This is a genomic window from Hydrogenophaga aquatica (assembly GCF_054780915.1).
In genome coordinates this window covers 47,611-66,040 of record NZ_BAAGVK010000019.1, presented here as the reverse complement: position 1 = coordinate 66,040, position 18,430 = coordinate 47,611, and the positions used below count along the sequence as shown (strand labels likewise).

At 67.4% G+C, this 18,430-nt stretch carries 14 protein-coding genes; 6 read left to right on the top strand and 8 right to left on the bottom strand.

Annotation, left to right across the window (positions count from 1 at the left end):
• Genes thiL through apaG form a run of 3 tightly spaced genes read right to left on the bottom strand, consistent with a single transcriptional unit; the run spans position 1 to position 3,514 of the window.
• Positions 1-981, bottom strand: coding sequence for a thiamine-phosphate kinase (gene thiL, locus ACYVHH_RS14785; protein WP_460565958.1), 981 nt, complete (start codon positions 979-981; stop codon positions 1-3).
• 5 nt (positions 982-986) lie between these two features.
• Positions 987-3,113, bottom strand: coding sequence for a site-specific recombinase (locus ACYVHH_RS14780; protein ID WP_460565957.1), 2,127 nt, complete (start codon positions 3,111-3,113; stop codon positions 987-989).
• Between the two features lie 11 nt (positions 3,114-3,124).
• Positions 3,125-3,514, bottom strand: coding sequence for a Co2+/Mg2+ efflux protein ApaG (apaG, locus tag ACYVHH_RS14775; RefSeq protein ID WP_460565956.1), 390 nt, complete (start codon positions 3,512-3,514; stop codon positions 3,125-3,127).
• A gap of 130 nt (positions 3,515-3,644) precedes the next feature.
• Between apaG and rpe the strand changes: the two genes are divergently transcribed.
• The 3 genes from rpe to ACYVHH_RS14760 all read left to right on the top strand — a co-directional run bounded on the left by rpe (position 3,645) and on the right by ACYVHH_RS14760 (position 8,148).
• Positions 3,645-4,322 carry a ribulose-phosphate 3-epimerase gene (rpe, locus tag ACYVHH_RS14770; RefSeq protein WP_460565955.1) on the top strand — a complete coding sequence of 226 codons (678 nt, stop codon included), beginning with the start codon at positions 3,645-3,647 and terminating at the stop codon, positions 4,320-4,322.
• Positions 4,323-4,478: 156 nt separating this feature from the next.
• A complete protein-coding gene (locus ACYVHH_RS14765) occupies positions 4,479-6,833 on the top strand; it encodes a methyl-accepting chemotaxis protein (protein ID WP_460565954.1) in 2,355 nt (784 codons plus the stop codon).
• 130 nt (positions 6,834-6,963) lie between these two features.
• Positions 6,964-8,148 carry an MFS transporter gene (locus ACYVHH_RS14760; protein WP_460566005.1) on the top strand — a complete coding sequence of 395 codons (1,185 nt, stop codon included), beginning with the start codon at positions 6,964-6,966 and terminating at the stop codon, positions 8,146-8,148.
• Here the strand turns inward: ACYVHH_RS14760 and ACYVHH_RS14755 are convergent.
• Entirely contained in the window at positions 8,060-9,517 is a 1,458-nt protein-coding gene (locus tag ACYVHH_RS14755) for a chloride channel protein (RefSeq protein ID WP_460565953.1), read from the bottom strand. The two genes, ACYVHH_RS14760 and ACYVHH_RS14755, sit on opposite strands and share 89 nt — an antisense overlap.
• 101 nt (positions 9,518-9,618) lie before the next feature.
• Between ACYVHH_RS14755 and ssb the strand changes: the two genes are divergently transcribed.
• Entirely contained in the window at positions 9,619-10,125 is a 507-nt protein-coding gene (gene ssb, locus ACYVHH_RS14750) for a single-stranded DNA-binding protein (RefSeq protein WP_460565952.1), read from the top strand.
• Positions 10,126-10,133: 8 nt separating this feature from the next.
• On the opposite strand, the gene ACYVHH_RS14745 is transcribed toward ssb, so the two are convergent.
• The gene (locus ACYVHH_RS14745; protein ID WP_460565951.1) at positions 10,134-10,994 is read right to left on the bottom strand and encodes a pirin family protein; all 861 of its coding nucleotides are present in this window, start codon (positions 10,992-10,994) and stop codon (positions 10,134-10,136) included.
• A gap of 125 nt (positions 10,995-11,119) precedes the next feature.
• Here ACYVHH_RS14745 and ACYVHH_RS14740 point away from each other — a divergent pair, with 125 nt between their 5' ends.
• Positions 11,120-12,142: a GGDEF domain-containing protein gene (locus ACYVHH_RS14740; protein ID WP_460565950.1), complete on the top strand. Its 1,023-nt coding sequence runs from the start codon at positions 11,120-11,122 to the stop codon at positions 12,140-12,142.
• Position 12,143: 1 nt separating this feature from the next.
• On the opposite strand, the gene mnmA is transcribed toward ACYVHH_RS14740, so the two are convergent.
• Genes mnmA through ACYVHH_RS14725 form a run of 3 tightly spaced genes read right to left on the bottom strand, consistent with a single transcriptional unit; the run spans position 12,144 to position 15,680 of the window.
• Complete coding sequence (gene mnmA, locus ACYVHH_RS14735; protein WP_460565949.1) at positions 12,144-13,340, bottom strand: tRNA 2-thiouridine(34) synthase MnmA; 1,197 nt, start codon at positions 13,338-13,340, stop codon at positions 12,144-12,146.
• Between the two features lie 7 nt (positions 13,341-13,347).
• A complete protein-coding gene (locus ACYVHH_RS14730; RefSeq protein WP_460565948.1) occupies positions 13,348-14,352 on the bottom strand; it encodes an LLM class flavin-dependent oxidoreductase in 1,005 nt (334 codons plus the stop codon).
• A 47-nt stretch (positions 14,353-14,399) separates the two neighbouring features.
• The gene (locus ACYVHH_RS14725) at positions 14,400-15,680 is read right to left on the bottom strand and encodes a glutamate-5-semialdehyde dehydrogenase (protein ID WP_460565947.1); all 1,281 of its coding nucleotides are present in this window, start codon (positions 15,678-15,680) and stop codon (positions 14,400-14,402) included.
• 168 nt (positions 15,681-15,848) lie between these two features.
• Between ACYVHH_RS14725 and ACYVHH_RS14720 the strand changes: the two genes are divergently transcribed.
• On the top strand, positions 15,849-18,425 hold the full coding sequence (locus tag ACYVHH_RS14720) for a bifunctional diguanylate cyclase/phosphodiesterase (protein WP_460565946.1): 2,577 nt from the start codon (positions 15,849-15,851) through the stop codon (positions 18,423-18,425).
• The last annotated feature ends 5 nt before the right edge of the window (positions 18,426-18,430 follow it).

Sequence of the window (18,430 nt, the reverse complement as noted above, 5' to 3'; positions counted from 1 at the left end):
TCAGGCAAAGTGGTCAAAGCCGGCGAGGTTGAGGTTGAGGGGGCGGCCCGCTGCGTCCAGGCACTGCACCACGGCCTGGCGGGTGGTTCGGGCGCCGATTTCACCGATGCGGGTCACGGGGGTGGCGCTGGCGGCGGCAGCCTTCGTCACCGCGTCGCGGGCGCTGTGCGGTGCTGTGAAGACCAGTTCGTAGTCGTCGCCCCCGGCCAGGACGCAGGTCAGCGCGTGTTCGCGCGGCAAGGCCCGCACGCCGTCGGTCACGGCGGCGGAGTCCAGCAGCGTGTCCACGTGGAGCAGCGCGTCCACGCGCGAAGCGTTCAGGATGTGGCCCAGGTCGCCAACAAGCCCGTCGCTCACGTCGGCGCAGGCATGTGCCACCCCGCGCAGCGCCTGGCCCAGGGCCAGGCGTGGCGTTGGCCGCTCCAGCCGCTGGCGCGCGTGGCGCCATGCGTCCGGGGCCGCCTCCAGAGTGCCGCGCAACACTTCCAGGGCCAGCCTGGCGTCGCCCAGGGTGCCGCTCACGTAGATGTCGTCGCCCGGCTGCGCGGCACTGCGCTTGAGCGCCTGTGCCGCAGGCACCTGGCCGAACACCGTGATGCACAGATTGAGCGGCCCGGCCGTGGTGTCGCCGCCTACCAGGGCGCAGCGGTGGGTATCGGCCAGGGCCAGCAACCCTTGCGAAAAACCTTGCAGCCAGTTTTCGTCGGCGCGCGGCAGTGCCAGGGCCAGTGTGAAGGCCACCGGCTCGGCGCCCATGGCGGCCAGGTCGCTCAGGTTCACGGCCAGCGCCTTGTGCCCCAGGGCCTGCGGTGGCACGGTCGACACAAAGTGCCGCCCCTCCACCAGCATGTCGGTCGACACCGCCAGCACCATGCCCGGCGCGGGCGTCAGCAAAGCACAGTCGTCGCCGTTGCCAAGCACCACGCCCTCTCGCGCCAGAGCGTGCTGGAAATAGCGCTGGATCAGTTCAAATTCACCCATGGCCGTCACGCGGGATCTTGACCTTCGGCACGCGCCAGGGGGCTTGCCGGTGGTGTTTCGGGGTCGGCCTGCCTGTCGTCGGCGGGGTCGGGCGCGGGGATGTCCACATCTGCATGGGCGGCGGCTTCCTGCTGGTCGCTGACCGGCCACAGGAAGCTCAGCGGCGCGCGCCGCAACCTGTGCCTGATGGCCGCCTGTATGCGCTGGCGGTTGACGTCACTCACGCCTTGCGCGCGCAGGGCCAGCCGGAAGGCCAGGTAGAAGCTCACGGCCAGGTTGACCGGCCCCACCAGCAGCGTGGCCGCCAGTGCAGACCAGAAGGCCCCTTCCAGAAAGACCTGGTGGCCGAGCGACATGGCGGCCGCGGCCATCTGGCCCGTCACCAGGGTCACGTGGCGCACCTCCAGTCCCAGGCCGAAGAAGCCCGCGATGGCGGGCACCAGTCCCAGCATCAGGCCCAGGGAGATGTTGGCCGTGAGGCCCGAGATGTGGGTGCGCAGGAAACGGCTCCAGCGGCGGGCCCGTACCACCCCTAGCCGCCGCGTGACGTTGGGGTTGTGTTCGATGGCGGAGTCCAGCCTGTGCAGCACGAACCAGTTTTCCACCCAGCCAGCGATGATGCTGCTGGCGAACAGCAGCAGTCCGGTGAAGGCCGCGAACAAGGCCGTGGGGCCGAGCAACTGGTGGGCTTCCAGCACGTGGTGGGCCTTTTCTTCTCCGATCATGGCCTGCCCGGTGGCGAAAGACAGCCCCAGACTGATGAGCACCACCACGGGGATGACCAGTGCCAGGTTGCCGACGATGGCCGCCACCTGCGAGCGGAACAGGTGGGCCACTTCGTCCACGAACCGCAGCACTGCCTCGCGCGAACGCAGGTCCTTCAGCTTGGCGACCATGGCCGGGGCCGTCACCGCAGGCTGCTTGGTGGCCACGGTGAAGTGCAGCATCTGGATCAGCACGAAGGCTGCCGCGTAGTTGAGGCCTGCGGCAAAGCCGCCCCAGAAGGCGGACAGCGCCAGGCCGCCGATGAGGAACTTGAACCAGGTGGTGAAGCCCAGCACGGCGCCGCCGCCGCCAGCGCGCAGGAGCATGCTGCGGTACTCGGACCAGTTGCGGGTGATGTAGTGCTCGCCCGTCTCGGCGCTGCGCTCGGCCACGCGCGCCGCCGTCAGCTGCGTGCTGGTGGCTATGAGTGCGCGGATGCTCCGGCTGTCCTGCCCGACCTGGACCAGCTGGGCCAGCAACCGCACCGTGGCCCGCTGCCGCTGCGGCGACCGCAGACAGTCCATCAGGGTCTTGGCCCGCAGCACACGCTCGCGCAGCTGGCGCAGGCGGAACACGATGCCCACCGAAATGCCGTGCTCTTCCAGGTGCGCGTACACCGTGTACGCCGCATGGCGGCATTCGTCGAGCAGGCGGCGCAGCGTGGTCTCGCGGGCTTGCGTTTCGCTGCTGCCCGTGCCGGTGCGGGCAATAGCCTCCCGGTAGCTCTCGAGTGCCACGGGCAGGTCGTGAAATATCCTGGCTTCGCGCGCCTCCTGTGACATCCGTATGCGCAGCTCGGGGGTGAATCCCGCCGCGCTGACCTGCCCCACGCAGAAGGCCAGGGCGTCCACGAGCGTCTGCTCCCAGACGTTCATGCGGGGCCAGGCCGGCCCGCGCGCGGATGGCGAATCGTCGGCCGCCTCCAGCAGCCGGGCGATGCGCTCGAGCATGCGGGGGGGCATGGAATGCAGCCAGCGCGCGTCCAGCGGGTCGCTGAAGAGCAGGCCGAAGAGTTCTGTGATGTCGGTGGTCACCGGTGAGGCGGGCAGCAGCTTGCGGCGCAGCCTGTGGCCCAGCTCGGTGAGGAAGACCGACTTCGACGCAAAGCCGAAGTCCGCCAGCAGCGGGGCCAGGTCCACCTCCTGGCGAAAGCGTTGCCACCAGCGCGCCCAGCGCGGCAGCCATCCGGGCAGCGTTTCTGCGGCGTCCAGCAAGGCCTCCAGCCGCCGGAACGTGGCTGGCACGTCGGGTTCGTCTCCGCGCACCCAGGCCATCAGGCCGATCAGCCACAGGTGGCGTTGCGCCAGAGGCGCGTCCGGGTCCAGTCCTTGCAGCAGCGCTGTCGCTTCGGTGGTGGGCTCGGTCATCGGCAAACGGGTCAATGCAGGGTTGAGCCGCCGCTCACGCCCTCGGCACGCAGCACGAACGGTGCAATGGCCACCTCGAACCGGGTGCCGTCCACCGCGACGAAGAAGTAGTGCCCGCTCATGATGCCCATGGGGGTGCGCAGGCGCGCGCTGCTCGTGTAGCGGAACGACTCGCCCGGCTGCAGCAGCGGCTGGTGGCCGACCACGCCCAGACCGTCGACCGTCTGGGTCTGGCCGTCGGCGTCCTCGATGTCCCAGTGCCGGGCAATCAGCTGGGCCGCCACCTCACCCACGTTGAGGATCGTGATGGTGTAGGCGAAGGTGTACACCTGCTGGCCCGGCGCAGACTGGCCGGGCAGGTACGCTGGCTGCGGGTCGACGGTGAGCTGGTACTTGGACATGGACCGATTGTCGCGCAGCTTGGATGTCGAAGCTGCGACAATGTTTGAATGGAACTGCCCGCAGGTCCACTTTGTTCGCTGCCCCCTGACGGGGCTTCAGCCTCCTTGAGGCGGCTCGGCGGAATCTGACATGACCACCTACCGTATCGCTCCTTCCATTCTCTCGGCCGATTTCGCCCGTCTGGGCGAGGAAGTGCGCAACGTCATCGACGCTGGCGCCGACTGGATCCACTTTGACGTGATGGACAACCATTACGTGCCCAACCTCACCTTCGGGCCCATGGTCTGCCAGGCGCTCAAGCCCCACGCCAAGAAGGCAGACGGCACGCCCGTGCCCATCGACGTGCACCTGATGATCCAGCCCGTGGACGCACTGGCTGGTGCGTTCATCGACGCCGGGGCCGATCTGGTGAGCTTCCACCCCGACGCCACCGCCCACGTGCACCGCAGCGTCCAGGCCATCAAGGCGCGCGGCTGCAAGGCCGGACTCACCTTCAACCCGGCCATGCCGCTGGATGTGCTGGACTGGGTGATCGATGACCTCGACCTCATCCTCATCATGAGCGTCAACCCCGGCTTCGGGGGGCAGAGCTTCATCGACTCCGCGCTGCGCAAGATCGAACAGGCGCGCAAGCGCATCGAGGCCAGCGGCCGCGACATCCGCCTGGAGGTGGACGGCGGCATCAAGGCCGACAACATCCGCCGCGTGGCCGACGCGGGCGCCGACACCTTTGTTGCGGGAAGTGCGATTTTTGGCAAGCCTGACTACAAGGCGGTGATCGACCAGATGCGCGCGGCGCTGCGTTAAGTTCATTTGGATCATTTGATCCGGAAATGACCTAGGGATATCCCCTTGTAACTTCTTTGTTACAGGGGGGTGGGGTCGATTAACATCTGACCGGCTGTCACCGGCCCGCGCGAAACATGCCGGGTCCGTTGCGACTCAACAATACCGTTCAGAACCATGTCAGATTCCCCACGCCGCTTTTTCGGGCCCGGCATCGCGCTCATGCAGCGCCTGCCGATGACAGTCAAGCTTGTCTCCATGGCAGCGTTGCTGGTGCTGCCCATGGTGGCCATGGTGTTGCTGATGACGCAGTCCCTGTGGGAGCAGCGGCTTTACACACAGCGGGAACTGGCGGGCCTTTCGGTCGTGAACCGGATATCCGAGGTGGTGGCCCTGGCGCAGAAGCACCGCGGCCAGTCGCACCTGATCCTGGCCGGTGAGAGCGCGATGGTTTCGGCCCGGGACGCGACACGCAAGGAGCTCGCCACCGCGATCGAAGCACTCGACCGCGAGATCGCGGCCCACCCAGAGCATGGCTTGGCCAACGACTGGTTGTCCGTGCACAAGACGCTGCAGGAACTCATCCAGGGCAATCCGACGCCAGACCAGAGCGCCACCGTGATGGCGCGGCACACCGACCAGATCGCAAGGCTGATCCGCATGGTGACCATGGCGGCGGAGACCTCGGAGCTGCTGCTCGACCCCAAGGCAGACAGCTTCTTCCTGATGGACATCGTGGTCGAGCGCATCCTGCCCCTGGTCGAAGGCACCGACCTGATCCGGACGGAAGGCGCTGGTCTGCTGGCGCGCCCGGACGCCGGTTCGTCCTCCGAGGCGATCACCGAGGCCATCCGCGTGGGCAGCCAGGGCGACCGCCTGATCGCGCTGACGCGCCAGATTCAGGACCGCCTGGAGTCCCTCCAGCGCGCGGGTGAAACCGCGCCCGATGGGTGGAAGGATGTTCAGCGCTACAACACCGATTTCGCCAACTCGATTAAGCTGACGCTCGGTTCTGGCATGCTGATGGGCAATGCCATGGGCTTCTTCGAAGAGGGCAACAAGGCCGTGGAGACCCAGCGTGCGTTCGGCCGCGTGGCGCATGACCGCCTCAAGGCCCTGCTGGAAGAGCGGGCCGCGCAGGCATTGCAGAACATCACCTACCTGGCCGCTGGCGGCGTGGTGCTGCTGGTCTTGCTGGCCTATGGGCTGATGGCTTTCTACCACGCCACCGTCGACAGCCTCAAGAAGCTCGATAAGGTGATCGACCAGGCCACCGGGGGCGACCTGACCGGCGTGGCCGTGATCGCCGGCCGTGACGAAATGGCCGAGATGGGGCGCAAGTTCCAGGCGATGCTCAACAGCCTGTCGGCCATCGTGGCCGACGTGCGCAGCGTTTCCGCCGTGCTGGGACACATGGGTCGCCAACTGGTGAGCGACAGCGCCCAGCTGGCGGACCGCACGCAGGCGCAGGCCGCCGCGCTGGAGCAGGCAACGGCCAACGTGCGCGAGGCCGCCGACACCGTGACGCGCAACGGCGAAACGGTGCAGGAAGTCAGCCGCGTCAGTGAAGGCCTGCACCGGCAGACGGAACAGGCCAGTGGGCTGATGAACCAGACCATGCAGGGCATGGGAACCTTGCAGTCGACTTCCCAGCGCATGACCGAGATCATCGGCGTCATCGACAGCATTGCCTTCCAGACCAACATCCTCGCGCTGAACGCGGCGGTGGAGGCGGCGCGCGCTGGCGAGGCGGGGCGCGGTTTCGCCGTGGTGGCCGCCGAGGTGCGCAGCCTGGCCCAGCGCTCCCAGTCTGCCGCGGGCGAGGTTCGCCAGCTCATCGTCGAGTCCACCGACCGTGTGCAGTCCTCAGTCAAGCAGATCGCTTCCGTCAACGAGGTCATGGAGCGTCTGGTGGTGGGCATCCGCGACATCGCGGCCCGCATCGACAGCATGGCCGCTGCGAGCAGCCAGCAGAGCGCCGCGCTCAAGGAAGTGGCGCAGGCCATGGGCGAGATCGACACCGTGACCTACGAGAACGCGGCGATGGTGGACCGCACCAGCCGCCGTTCCAACCAGCTGCTCGGGCACACCGCCGTGCTCGACGAGGCCGTGCAGACCATGTCCATCACCCAGGGCACGGCAGACGTCGCCATGCGCATGGCGCAGGACGCCCTGGAGCACATCCGCACCGTGGGTTACGAGCGGGCCACCGAGGACTTCTACGACAAGAAGGGCCGCTTCATTGACCGCGACCTCTACATCTTCGTCTTCGACCGCGAGGGTACCTACCGCGTCATGGGGGCAGACCGCGCCAAGTCCGGCAGCCGGTTGCACGATGCGCCGGGCCTGGATGCCGACGCTCTGCTGAAGGACGCCTGGGAGCGTGCGGACACCGGTGGCGGCTGGGTGGAGTACAACATCGTCAACCCCGTCACGGGCGACGTGCGCGGCAAGTCCTCGTTCGTCCTGCCGATCAACGACAAACTGCTCGTCGGCTGCGGTGCCTACCGCAGCGCACTGAAGCAAGGGTGATCCCCGCGCCCTGCGCGGGGTGGTGTGAGCCAACGGCCCATGCCCCCGGGGGGCTTGCGTATTGAGCGACAATCCGGACTTTGTGCCGAATTTTGTCGACGTGTCCGATACCCTGACAGACCCCCACCGCATGACAGCCAGCGAACGCCGGGCCAGCGTGTCGCTGGCTTCCATTTTTGCGCTGCGCATGCTGGGGTTGTTCCTGGTGCTGCCGGTGTTCGCCCTGGAGGCAGCGAAGTACCCCGGGGGGGATGATCCCGCGCGGGTTGGTCTGGCCATGGGCGTGTACGGCCTGACCCAGGCGTTGCTGCAGATTCCGCTGGGCATGGCGTCGGACCGCTGGGGGCGCAAGCGGGTGATCCTTCTGGGGTTGGCGCTGTTTGCCGTGGGCAGCCTGGTTGCCGCGTGGGCGCCCACGCTGGACATGCTGACCCTGGGGCGTGCCCTGCAAGGCGGTGGCGCCATTTCCGCTGCCATTACCGCATTTCTGGCCGATGTGACGCGCGACGAAGTGCGAACCAAGGCCATGGCTCTCGTGGGCGTGAGCATCGCCTTGATGTTCGCCCTGTCGCTGGTGTTTTCGCCCGTGCTGGCGGCGCGTATCGGGCTGGGCGGGTTGTTCTGGCTGACGGCGTTGCTGGCCCTGGCGGGCATGGCCGTGGTGGTTTGGGTGGTGCCCCCGGAGCCGGCCGAGACCCGCGACGCCGGACGCGGCGGCCTGCGCGAGGTGCTGACCCACGCCGGACTGTTGCGGCTCGACTGGGGCGTCTTTGTGCTGCACGCGGTGCAGCTGGCCATGTGGATGGCGGTGCCCGCTTTGCTGGTCCAGGCCGGGCTGGCCCAGGCGCAGCACTGGCAGGTCTATCTGGCCACGCTGGTGGCGTCCTTCCTGGTCATGGGTGGCGTTCTTTTCCGCCTGGAGCGGCGCGGGCATCTGCGCGCGGTGTTCCTGTTTGCCATAGGCCTGCTCGTGCTGGTGCAGCTCGGTTTCTGGTTCAGCGCGGCGCACACGCCTTCGGTCTATGGCCTGTCGGCGGGGCTGTTCCTTTTCTTCCTGGGCTTCAACACGCTGGAAGCCAGCCAGCCCAGCCTGGCTTCGCGGCTGGCACCCGCGCATGCGCGCGGTGCGGCCCTTGGGGTTTACAACACCCTGCAGTCGGTCGGGTTCTTTGTGGGCGGGGCCGCAGGCGGCTGGCTGAGCAGCCGCTTCGGGGCGCAAGGCCTGTTCATGGTTTGTGCGGGCCTGACTCTGGCGTGGCTGCTGGTGGCGTGGCCGATGAAGGTGCCTGCGGCGGCTCCGTTGCGGCGCGTGTGACGGCAGGCTCCCCTGGCGCCGAAGGCTCAGGCGCCTGTGACGACGGTTTCACGGCCGCCAGCAGGTATTCCGACATCGTGCTGTACAGCGGGCGGCTGATCATCCGCGACACCAGGCTGGACAGCAGCGCGCCTGCCATCAGGCTCAGCACCATGCTGTGACCGTCGGTCATCTCCATGACGATGATCATCGCCGTGATGGGGGTTTGTGTCACCGCGGCCAGGAAGGCGGCCATGCCGATGGCGATGAGCGCCTGCACCTGCGACGCGTTGGTCAGCCAGGCAACGTCCGCCCCCACACCAGCGCCCAGGGCCAGGCTGGGGCCGAAGATGCCGCCGGGCACCCCCGACCACGCCGACCACCACGAGGCCACGAACTTCAGGCCGGAAAACAGCAACGGCGTGTGTTCCTCGATCGACTCCATGGCCAGCAATTCCCGGACATGGTGGTGCCCGCCCCCCAGGGCGGAGCCGCCGGTGACGATGCCAATTGCCGCGACGCCGAAACCGCACCACGCGGCGAACCGTACCGGGTAGGCACGCCGGTAGGCGCAGAAACGGTCGGGCAGGCCGGTTGACGACACCAGCAGCAAACGCGCCAGCAGCCCGCCGCTCAGGCCACAGCTCAGCGCGATCAGGAAGCCCGGCCAGAGCAGGTCCGACCAGGAAAGCACCTCGATGCTGACCCGGCCGAAGTAGGACAGGTTGCCGAAGACCGAGACGGACACCAGCCCGGACACGACGATGGCGGCCAGCATCAGCCCGCTGCTGCGCTGCTCCAGCCGGCGCGACAGCTCCTCGATGGCGAACACAATGCCGCCCAGGGGCGTGTTGAACGCCGCGGCGATGCCTGCCGCGCCCCCCGCCACCAGCAGTTCCCGGTCGGTGATGACCGTGCGTGGTGACAGGTAGCGCCTGGCGTGATGCATGACGCCTGCCGCCACCTGCACCGAAGGTCCCTGGCGGCCTACGGACAGCCCGGCCAGCACACCGCCCGACACCCCCAGGACCTTGGCGGCGCTCAGCCGCAGCGAGACGAACCGGTGCCGTTGCGACTTCGGAACGTGGCCATCCAGTGCCGCCATCACGTGGGGCACGCCGGAACCGGCGGCGCCCGGTGCCCAGCGGCGGATGAGCCAGACGACCAGGGCGGTCAGCGCGGGCGTCCACAGCAGGGGCAGCCACCAGTGCGTCCCGCGCAAGGACTGGAATTGTTCGAACGCCAGGTCGTGCAGCCAGGTGAACCCCACCACGGCCAGGCCGGCCAGCACGGCGAAGCCGATCACCACGGCGCGATCGAGCCACTGGCGGCCATCCGCCACCTCGAGACGCAGGTTTTCCAGGAAGTCGGGGTGGTTTGACCGGGGCATGCGTCCCAGTGTAAACACGAGCCCTTGCGGGCGGGGCAGGCAGGTCAAATGCTGCACAATCCCTGTCTGGCTTACACCACAGAAGAGAGGATTAGAACGCCATGGCATCCGTCAACAAAGTCATCCTGATCGGCAATTGCGGCCGTGACCCCGAAATCCGCTACCTGCCCTCGGGCCAGGCCGTGGCCAACGTCAGCATTGCCACCACCAGCCGCCGCAAGGACCGCAACAGCGGCGAGACGGTCGAGGACACCCAGTGGCACCGCGTCACTTTCTACGACCGCCTGGCCGAGATTGCCGGCGAGTACGTGAAAAAGGGCCGCCCCATCTACGTGGAAGGCCGCCTGAAGTACGGCAAGTACACCGACCAGTCCGGTGTCGAGAAGAACACGGTGGACATCATTGCCACGGAACTGCAGCTGCTGGGTGGCCGTGAGGGCATGGGCGGCGCGGGCATGGACGAAGGCGGCGGTGGCGGCTACGCCCCCCGTGCGGCTGCGCCTGCTGCCCGTCCGGCAGCGCCCGCACAGCGCCCGGCGCCCCAGCGCGCTCCCGCGCCCGCGCCGTCCAGCGGCTTCGACGACATGGACGACGACATTCCGTTCTGACGCTGCCGTCAGGCCAGCCGGCCCGCGCGAAGGTCGGCGATCGCCTGGTGGATTTCCTGTGGTGTGTTCATGACGAAGGGCCCGTACTGCACGATGGGCTCCTTCAACGGGCGGCCGGCGATCAGCAGGGCCTTGGCGTCTTGCGAGGCCTCCAGCACCGCACCGTCACCGCCGTCGTTGGCCAGCATGGCCATGCGCTGTGACTGAACCGCGGTGCCCCCCACCTTCAGCTCCCCCCGGTAGACATAGACGAAGGCATTGTGGCCTTCGGGCAGCGGTTGTTCAAAGCGAGCACCGGCCTTCAGGTGCAGGTCCAGGTAGAGCGGGGCGGAGGCGTCCCGGGTCACCGCGCCCTGCACGCCATGGCTTTCCCCGGCGATGACCGTCACCTCCACGCCAGCCGGTGTGACGAAGCGGGGCAGCTCCCCGGCCGGGATGTCGCGATACCACGGCGGACACATCTTGTCGCGCGCGGGCAGGTTCAGCCAGAGCTGGAAACCCTCCATCACGCCGTTTTCCTGCTGGGGAATCTCGGAATGGATCACGCCCCGCCCAGCGGTCATCCACTGCACGCCACCGTTCTCCAGCAGGCCCTCGTGGCCAGCGCTGTCGCGGTGCAGCATGCGTCCGGCGATCATGTAGGTGATCGTCTCGAAGCCCCGGTGGGGGTGGTCGGGGAAGCCCGCGATGTAGTCGTCCGGGTCGTCGCTGCCGAAGGCGTCCAGCATCAGGAACGGGTCCAGCCGCTCCTGCAAATCCTGCGTGAGCACGCGGGTCAGCTTGACGCCTGCGCCGTCAGACGTGGCCTGTCCGGCGACAAGGCGTTCCACGCCGCGCGGGCGGGTGACGGGGTGTGCGGTAGCGTTCATGGCAGATATCTCCAATATTGATCAGTATGGCATGTTCGCGTTGACCATGTGTGCAGTATGCGTTTAGAATCAAATAAACATTAAAAATGCGACCATTTCAGGGGCCGCCGGAACGCGCAAGCGACATGCTCTACACCGAACCCAAAGAAAAAAGCGCCGAATGGTTGCGCGCCGCCCTGGCGGAAATGGCCCGCCACGATGCCGCGTTCCACCCTGTCACCTACACCGTCTTTTACGAACATGTCGCAGGCTTGAATGCCCGCCTGTCGGACGCGCTGTTGCATTTCTGCCAGACCGAAGGGCGCTTGAGCGATGCCACGGTGCAGCGCCTGTACCGCGAGCATATCGCGGGGGTGGACGACAAGACCATGGACCGCATCAGCCGCGACTTCCAGCAGGTGATGGCGGGCATGGCCGAGACCGTGCGGCGCACCGGTGACCGCGCTGGCGAGTTCGGTGCGCAACTCCATGGCCTGACCACGGCCTTGCAGGCGGAGGGTTCACCCATGCTGCAACAGCACGTGGAGGAGGCCCTGCGCCACAGCCAGGACATGCAGCATTCCGCAGCGGCCCTGCAGGCCCAGGTGGACGCCAGTGAGCGCGAGATCGAGCGGCTGCGCGCCGACCTGCAGCGGGCCCGCGAGGAGGTGTTCGTGGACAGCCTGACGCGCGTGCTCAACCGCAAGGGGCTGGACCACCAGCTGGACAAGTTGCTGCACCAGTCGAAGGTCCCCAACGTCAGCCATGGCCTGGTGATGTTGGATATTGATCATTTCAAGCAGATCAACGACCGCCACGGCCATCTGGTGGGCGACCAGGTGCTGGCCGCGATGGGCGAGATGCTGCGCCTGACCGTGACCGATCCGGGCTACGTGGTGGCGCGTTACGGCGGCGAGGAGTTCGCCATCCTGCTGCCGCACGCCAGCCTGGAACGCACGGCGCAATTGGCGGAAAAGGTGCGCACCCAAGCCAAGGCCATGAAGCTGCGCAAGCGCAACGCGCCGGAGGTGGTGCTGAGCATCACCGTGTCGGCGGGCGCGGCGCTGTGGCGCGGGCAGGAAAGCGCCAATGACTGGCTGGGCCGCGCGGATGCGGCGCTGTACCAGTCGAAACAGGGCGGGCGGGACCGCGTGAGCCTGGCGGCCTGAATCAGCGCGCGGCGCTGGTTTTCTTTGGCGCGGGCCGGTGGCGCGCGCGCTGCGGCGCCGGAATGGCAGGCAGCGGCATCTCGGTGGCTGTGGCGCTGTGGATGACGCCGCCACCCAGACACACCTCACCGTCATAAAGCACGGCGCTCTGGCCGGGCGTCACGGCCCATTGCGGCTCGGCAAAGTCGAGCGTGAAACCGGTGGCGCTCGCTTGGGCCACGCTGCACGCGGCGTCGGCCTGGCGATAGCGCGTCTTGGCGCCGCAGGCGTTCAGGGCCGGCGGTTCACCGGCCACCCAGCTTGCATCTTCTGCCGTCAGGCGCGGTGACAGCAGCCAGGGGTGGTCGTGCCCCTGAACCACCCACAGGGTGTTGGTGGCGATATCTTTGCGGGCCACGAACCATGGCGCGTGTTCGCCGCCGCCCTTGGCTGCGCCTTTTTCCTTCACGCCGCCTATGCCCAGGCCCTGGCGCTGGCCCAGGGTGTAGAAGCTCAGGCCCACGTGCTGGCCAATCTCGCGGCCCCGGTCGTCGCGGATGGGGCCGGGTTCCTTCTGGATATAGCGGTTGAGGAAATCGCGGAACGGCCGCTCGCCGATGAAGCAGATGCCGGTGGAGTCCTTCTTCTTCGCGTTGGGCAGCCCGATTTCGGCGGCAATGCGGCGCACCTCGGTCTTGGGCAGCTCACCCACGGGGAAGATGGTCTTGGACAGCTGCGCCTGGTTGAGCCGGTGCAGGAAGTAGCTCTGGTCCTTCAGCGGGTCCAGGCCCTTGAGCAACTCGTGCTTGCCCGTGCCCTGGTTGAGGCGCACACGCGCGTAATGCCCGGTGGCGATCTTCTCGGCACCCAGCGCGAAGGCGTGGTCCAGGAAGGCTTTGAACTTGATCTCGGCGTTGCAGAGGATGTCGGGGTTGGGCGTGCGGCCCGCCTGGTATTCGCGCAGGAACTCGGCGAACACGCGGTCCTTGTACTCGGCGGCAAAGTTCACGTGCTCGATGTCGATGCCGATCACGTCGGCCACGCTGGCCGCGTCCAGCCAGTCCTGGCGGCTGGAGCAGTACTCGCTGTCGTCGTCATCTTCCCAGTTCTTCATGAAGATGCCGATGACGTCGTAACCCTGTTGTTTCAGCAGCCAGGCGCTCACGGCGGAATCCACGCCGCCGCTCAAGCCCACCACCACGCGTTGTCTGTTTGCCATGGCGGAATTATCCCCGCATCGCCGCAGCGGCAATGTCCAGCGAGCGCAGGCGCAGCGCAGGGTCGTACACGTCGCTGACGAGCATGAACTCGTCGGCCTCGGTCAGGTCAGCCAGGCGCTGCAGCCCGGCACGCACCGTGTCGGGCCCGCCAATGACGGCAGCGGCCAGAAAGTCGCCAATGCCCGCACGGGCCTGCCCGCCCACGTTGGCCCAGAAGTCCGCCACCGGCGGTTGCAGGCGACGCCGGTCGCCGGTAAGGATGCCCAGCACCCGCTGGTAGGTGCTGCTGGCCAGGAATTCGGCTTCTTCGTCGGTAGGCGCGGCAATCAGCGGCACGCCGATGATGGCGTAGGGCTTGGCCAGCGTCGCGCTGGGGCGGAACAGGCTGCGGTACAGCTCCAGCGCCTGCAGCAGCAGGCGCGGTGCGAAGTGCGAGGCAAAGGCATAGGGCAGGCCGCGTTCAGCGGCCAGCTGCGCCGAGAACAGGCTGGAACCCAGCAACCAGATGGGCACATTGGTGCCCGCGCCAGGCATGGCGATGAGGCGCTGGCCCGGCTTGGGATCGTCCAGCAGGCGTTGCAGTTCGGCCACGTCGCGCGGGAAGTCTTCTTCGGTTTCCACGCGGTCGCGGCGCAGGGCGCGCATGGTCAGGCCGTCCGTGCCCGGGGCACGGCCCAGGCCCAGGTCGATGCGGCCGGGGTACAGCTCGGCCAGCGTGCCAAAGGCTTCGGCCACCACCAGCGGTGCGTGGTTGGGCAGCATGATGCCGCCCGAACCCACGCGAATGCGCTGCGTGCCGCCCGCGATGTGGCCCACCAGCACCGCCGTGGCGGAGCTGGCGATGCCCGCCATGTTGTGGTGTTCGGCCAGCCAGTAGCGTGTGAAGCCCAGGCCTTCCACGTGCCGGGCGGTGCGCAGGGCGATCTGCAGGGCGTCGGCCACAGTGCCGCCTTCGCGCACCGCGACAAGATCCAGCATTGACAGGGGGATGGAATTCAGCGCTTTCGTCATGCGCCGATTGTCCCCCTGCGGGTATTTCCTTGCCGGGGCGGGCTTGTTCAGCCGCGCACTTCGCCTTCGCCCAGCACCACGTATTTCAGCGAGGTCAGGCCCTCCACCCCCACCGGGCCCCGAGCGTGGAACTTGTCGGTGGAGATGCCGATTTCGGCACCCAGCCCGTACTCGAAGCCATCCGCGAAGCGCGTGCTGGCGTTGACCATCACGCTGCTGGAATCCACCTCGCGCAGGAAGCGCTGCGCGTGCATGTGGTCGGTGGTGAGGATGGCCTCGGTGTGGTGGCTGGAGTACTTGTTGATGTGGGCAATGGCTTCGTCCAGCCCGTCGACCACCTTCACGCTGATAACGGGCGCCAGGTATTCCTCGTACCAGTCCTGTTCAACCGCATCCTTCAATTGAACGCCCGCCACACCGGCGAGGATGGCCTTGGCCTCGGGGCAGCAGCGCATTTCCACGCCCTTGGCGGCGTAGACGGCGCCGATGCGCGGCAGGAAATCGACGGCCACCGCGCGCGCCACCAGCAGGCTTTCGGTGGCGTTGCAGGGGCTGTACTTCTGCGTCTTGGCGTTGTCAGCCACCTTCACCGCCATGGCGATGTCGCAAGGCGCATCCACATAGGTGTGGCAGTTGCCGTCCAGGTGTTTGATGACGGGCACCTTGGCCTCGCGGCTGATGCGCTCGATCAGGCCCTTGCCGCCGCGCGGGATGATCACGTCCACGTACTGCGGCATGGCGATGAGCTGGCCCACGGCCTCGCGGTCGGTGGTGGGCACGAGCTGCACCGCGTCGGCGGGCAAGCCCGCGGCCACCAGGGCCTGCTGCACCAGGGCGGCCAGGGCGCGGTTGCTGTCGATGGCCTCGGAGCCGCCGCGCAGGATGCAGGCGTTGCCGCTCTTGATGGACAGGGAAGCGGCCTCGATGGTGACGTTGGGGCGGCTCTCGTAGATCATGCCGAACACGCCGATGGGCACGCGCATCTGGCCCACGCGGATACCGCTGGGCTGCTGCTTCATGCCCATGATCTCGCCAATGATGTCGGGCATGGCTGCGAGCTGCTCGCAGCCTTCGGCGCAGGTCTCGATGACCTTGGGCGTGAGCTTGAGGCGGTCCACCATGGGTTCGGCCAGGCCGTTGGCGCGGGCGCGTTCCAGGTCCTTGGCGTTTTCGGTCTGCAGCTGGGCCACGTTGGCGCGCAGCAGGGCGGCCAGCCCGCGCAGTGCGGCCACCTTGGTGGCGGCACCGGCCTTGGCCATCAGCGCCGAGGCGGCCTTGGCCTGCTGGCCCAGGGTGTTCATCAGTTCAACGGTGTTTAGGGCGTTCATGAGGGGGATTTTCTCACTTGTGCGCCAGTCTGGCTGCCGCCGGGGGTTCGCACGGGGGTATCCTGTACCATTGGTCAGGAAATCAACACAGGCGTCTGCGCAGCGGGCGGCAGGGACCGTTTGCGCGAACGCAACGACAAATAAAGGCAACAGTTGGACAACACCGGGATGACACGGGCGGTCGAGCAACGCCCTCAGGCGCTGCAGTTGCTCGGTACGCTGGTGGGCGTGTTCGCTGTGGTCATTGCCATCGGCCTGGTGGTCGTCATCGCCTTGCTGCAATACATGGGGCGTGCGCAGGACCAGGCGGCGGCCGACGCTTCCAGGGAGCAGTTTCGTGGCCTGATGGCCTTGCAGGCGCGGCAGCTGGCGTCCCACGTGCGGGACTACACCCATTGGGACGAGGCCATCGACCGGCTGTCCACCGCCTACGATCCCGCTTGGTGGGAAGGCAATGCCGGTGATTACGCCGTGAAGGGTTTTTCCCTGTCGTTCAGCCTGGCGGTGGACGGCAGCGACCGCCCCAGGCTGGAAGCCACGTCCGACGGCTCAACCGCAGACCTCTCTCCCGAAGTGCTCACGCCGTCGCTGCGTGCCCTGATGGAGCAGGCCCGGGCGCTCAAGCCCAGCGCGTCACCCGAAGACGCCGTGGCCACGGGCCTGGTGGAACACGATGGGACCATCCACCTGGCGGCGGTGTCGACGTACCTGCCCGAATCCAATGCCCAGCAGGTTCCAGACCCCCGGGCGGTTCTGGTGTTTGCCCGCTCCCTGGACGCCGGAGTGCTCCCCGCATCGGCGGGCATCATGGGCAACGAGGTCTTCGCGCTGCTGCCTCAGCCTGCTGGCGAGGGCACTTACGAACCTTTGACCCTGGCGGACGGGACGCCGCATGGCGTGGTGGGCTGGATGCCACCCGCCCCTGGCCGGCAGGTGGTGGAGCGCCTGGTGCCGTTGGTGACGGCCGCTTTCGTGGTGATGGGGGTGCTGCTGTGGCTGTACCTGCGGCGTGCGCGCCGCCTTGCCAAGGCCATCCACGCAGACGCGAACGCACGCGAAATGCTGGATCAGCGCAACCAGTCGATCCTTGAAGCGGTTGGTGAGGGCATCTTCGGTGTGGACAAAACGGGCAGGGTGGTCTTCGTCAACCCCATGGCCCTGCAGACCCTGGGGTATGAGAGGGACGAGTTCATCGGCCAGGAACCCCATGCCCTGATCCGCTGCCGCTTGCCCGGCAGCGATGCGGGTGACCTGCTCGACTGCCCGGTGCGCAAGACCCTGGCCGAGGCATGTTGCTCGATGAGCGACACAGAGAGCTTCACGCGCAAGGACGGCAGCGTCTTTCCGGTCGAATATCTGGTTACGCCCATGATGCGTGACGACGTGGTCACAGGTGCGGTGGCCGTGTTCCGGGACATCACCCGGCGGCGCAAGAGCGAGGAAGAGATCCGCTACCGCGCGAACTACGACATGCTCACGGGCTTGCCCAACCGCAACCTGCTGGCCGAACGCCTGAGCCAGGAGCTGAAACTGGCCCGCCGCGAGGGGGTTCAGGTAGGGCTGCTGTTCGTCGACCTCGACCACTTCAAGAACATCAACGACTCCGCTGGCCACGAGGTGGGCGACGTGCTGCTGCAGCAGGTGGCCCGCAGGCTGATCGGCTGTGTGCGTGAGAGCGACACCGTCGGGCGCCTGGGCGGCGACGAATTTGCCCTGATGCTTCCTCACCTGCACGACACCGCTGACGCGGCCCGCATTGCCGAGAAGGTCGTTTCTGTGCTGGGGGAACGTTTCGACCTGAATGGCCAGGAGGCCTGGATAGGTGCGAGTATCGGCATCACGGTGTTCCCCGGTGACGGTGACAGTGCCAGCGAACTGCTGCGCCATGCCGACCTGGCGATGTACAAGGCCAAGGAGTCCGGGCGCAACACGTTCCAGTTCTACAAGGCGTCGATGACCGAGCATGTGCTGCAGCGCCGGGCGCTGGAGGCCGACCTGCGCCGCGCGCTGGGCAGCGGCGAGCTGTTTGTCCACTACCAGCCCATCGTGGAGCTGGCCAGCGGCCGCACGGTGCACGTGGAAGCGCTGATGCGCTGGAAACACCCCGTCAAGGGCATGGTGCCGCCATCGGCGTTCATCCCCCTGGCCGAAGAAACCGGCCTGATCGTGGAGATGGGCGCCTGGGCGCTGGGCGAGTGCTGCCGCCAGGTCGCCGAGTGGCGTCGCGCGGGGCTGGAGATCGCAGTGGCGGTCAACGTGTCCGGCAGGCAGGTGCCCCGGGGGCTGCCCGTGGACCTGGTCCGGCAGACGCTGGCGCGGCATGGCGTGCCAAGTTCGGCCATCGTGTTCGAGATCACCGAGTCCGTGCTGCTCAGCACGTCTGCCTCGGTGAAGACATGGCTCGACGGGGTGCGGCAGCTGGGCATCGAGCTGATGATCGACGACTTCGGCACCGGTTATTCCTCGCTCAGCTACCTCAAGCACCTGTTCCTGAAATCGCTGAAGGTGGACCAGAGCTTCGTGTCCGGCGTGGTGGACGACCCCGACGACCAGGCCCTGGTGGGCGCGATACTGGCCATGGCCCGCAGCCTGGGCCTGTCGGTGGTGGCAGAAGGGGTGGAGACGGCCGAGCAGCGCGATTGGCTGCTGCGGCATGGGTGCGAATACGCGCAGGGCTACCTGTTCGGACGGCCTACGGCGCCTGCCGAGTTGACCGCCCGGCTCGTGCAAGCCGAGCAGGTATAGCGCTG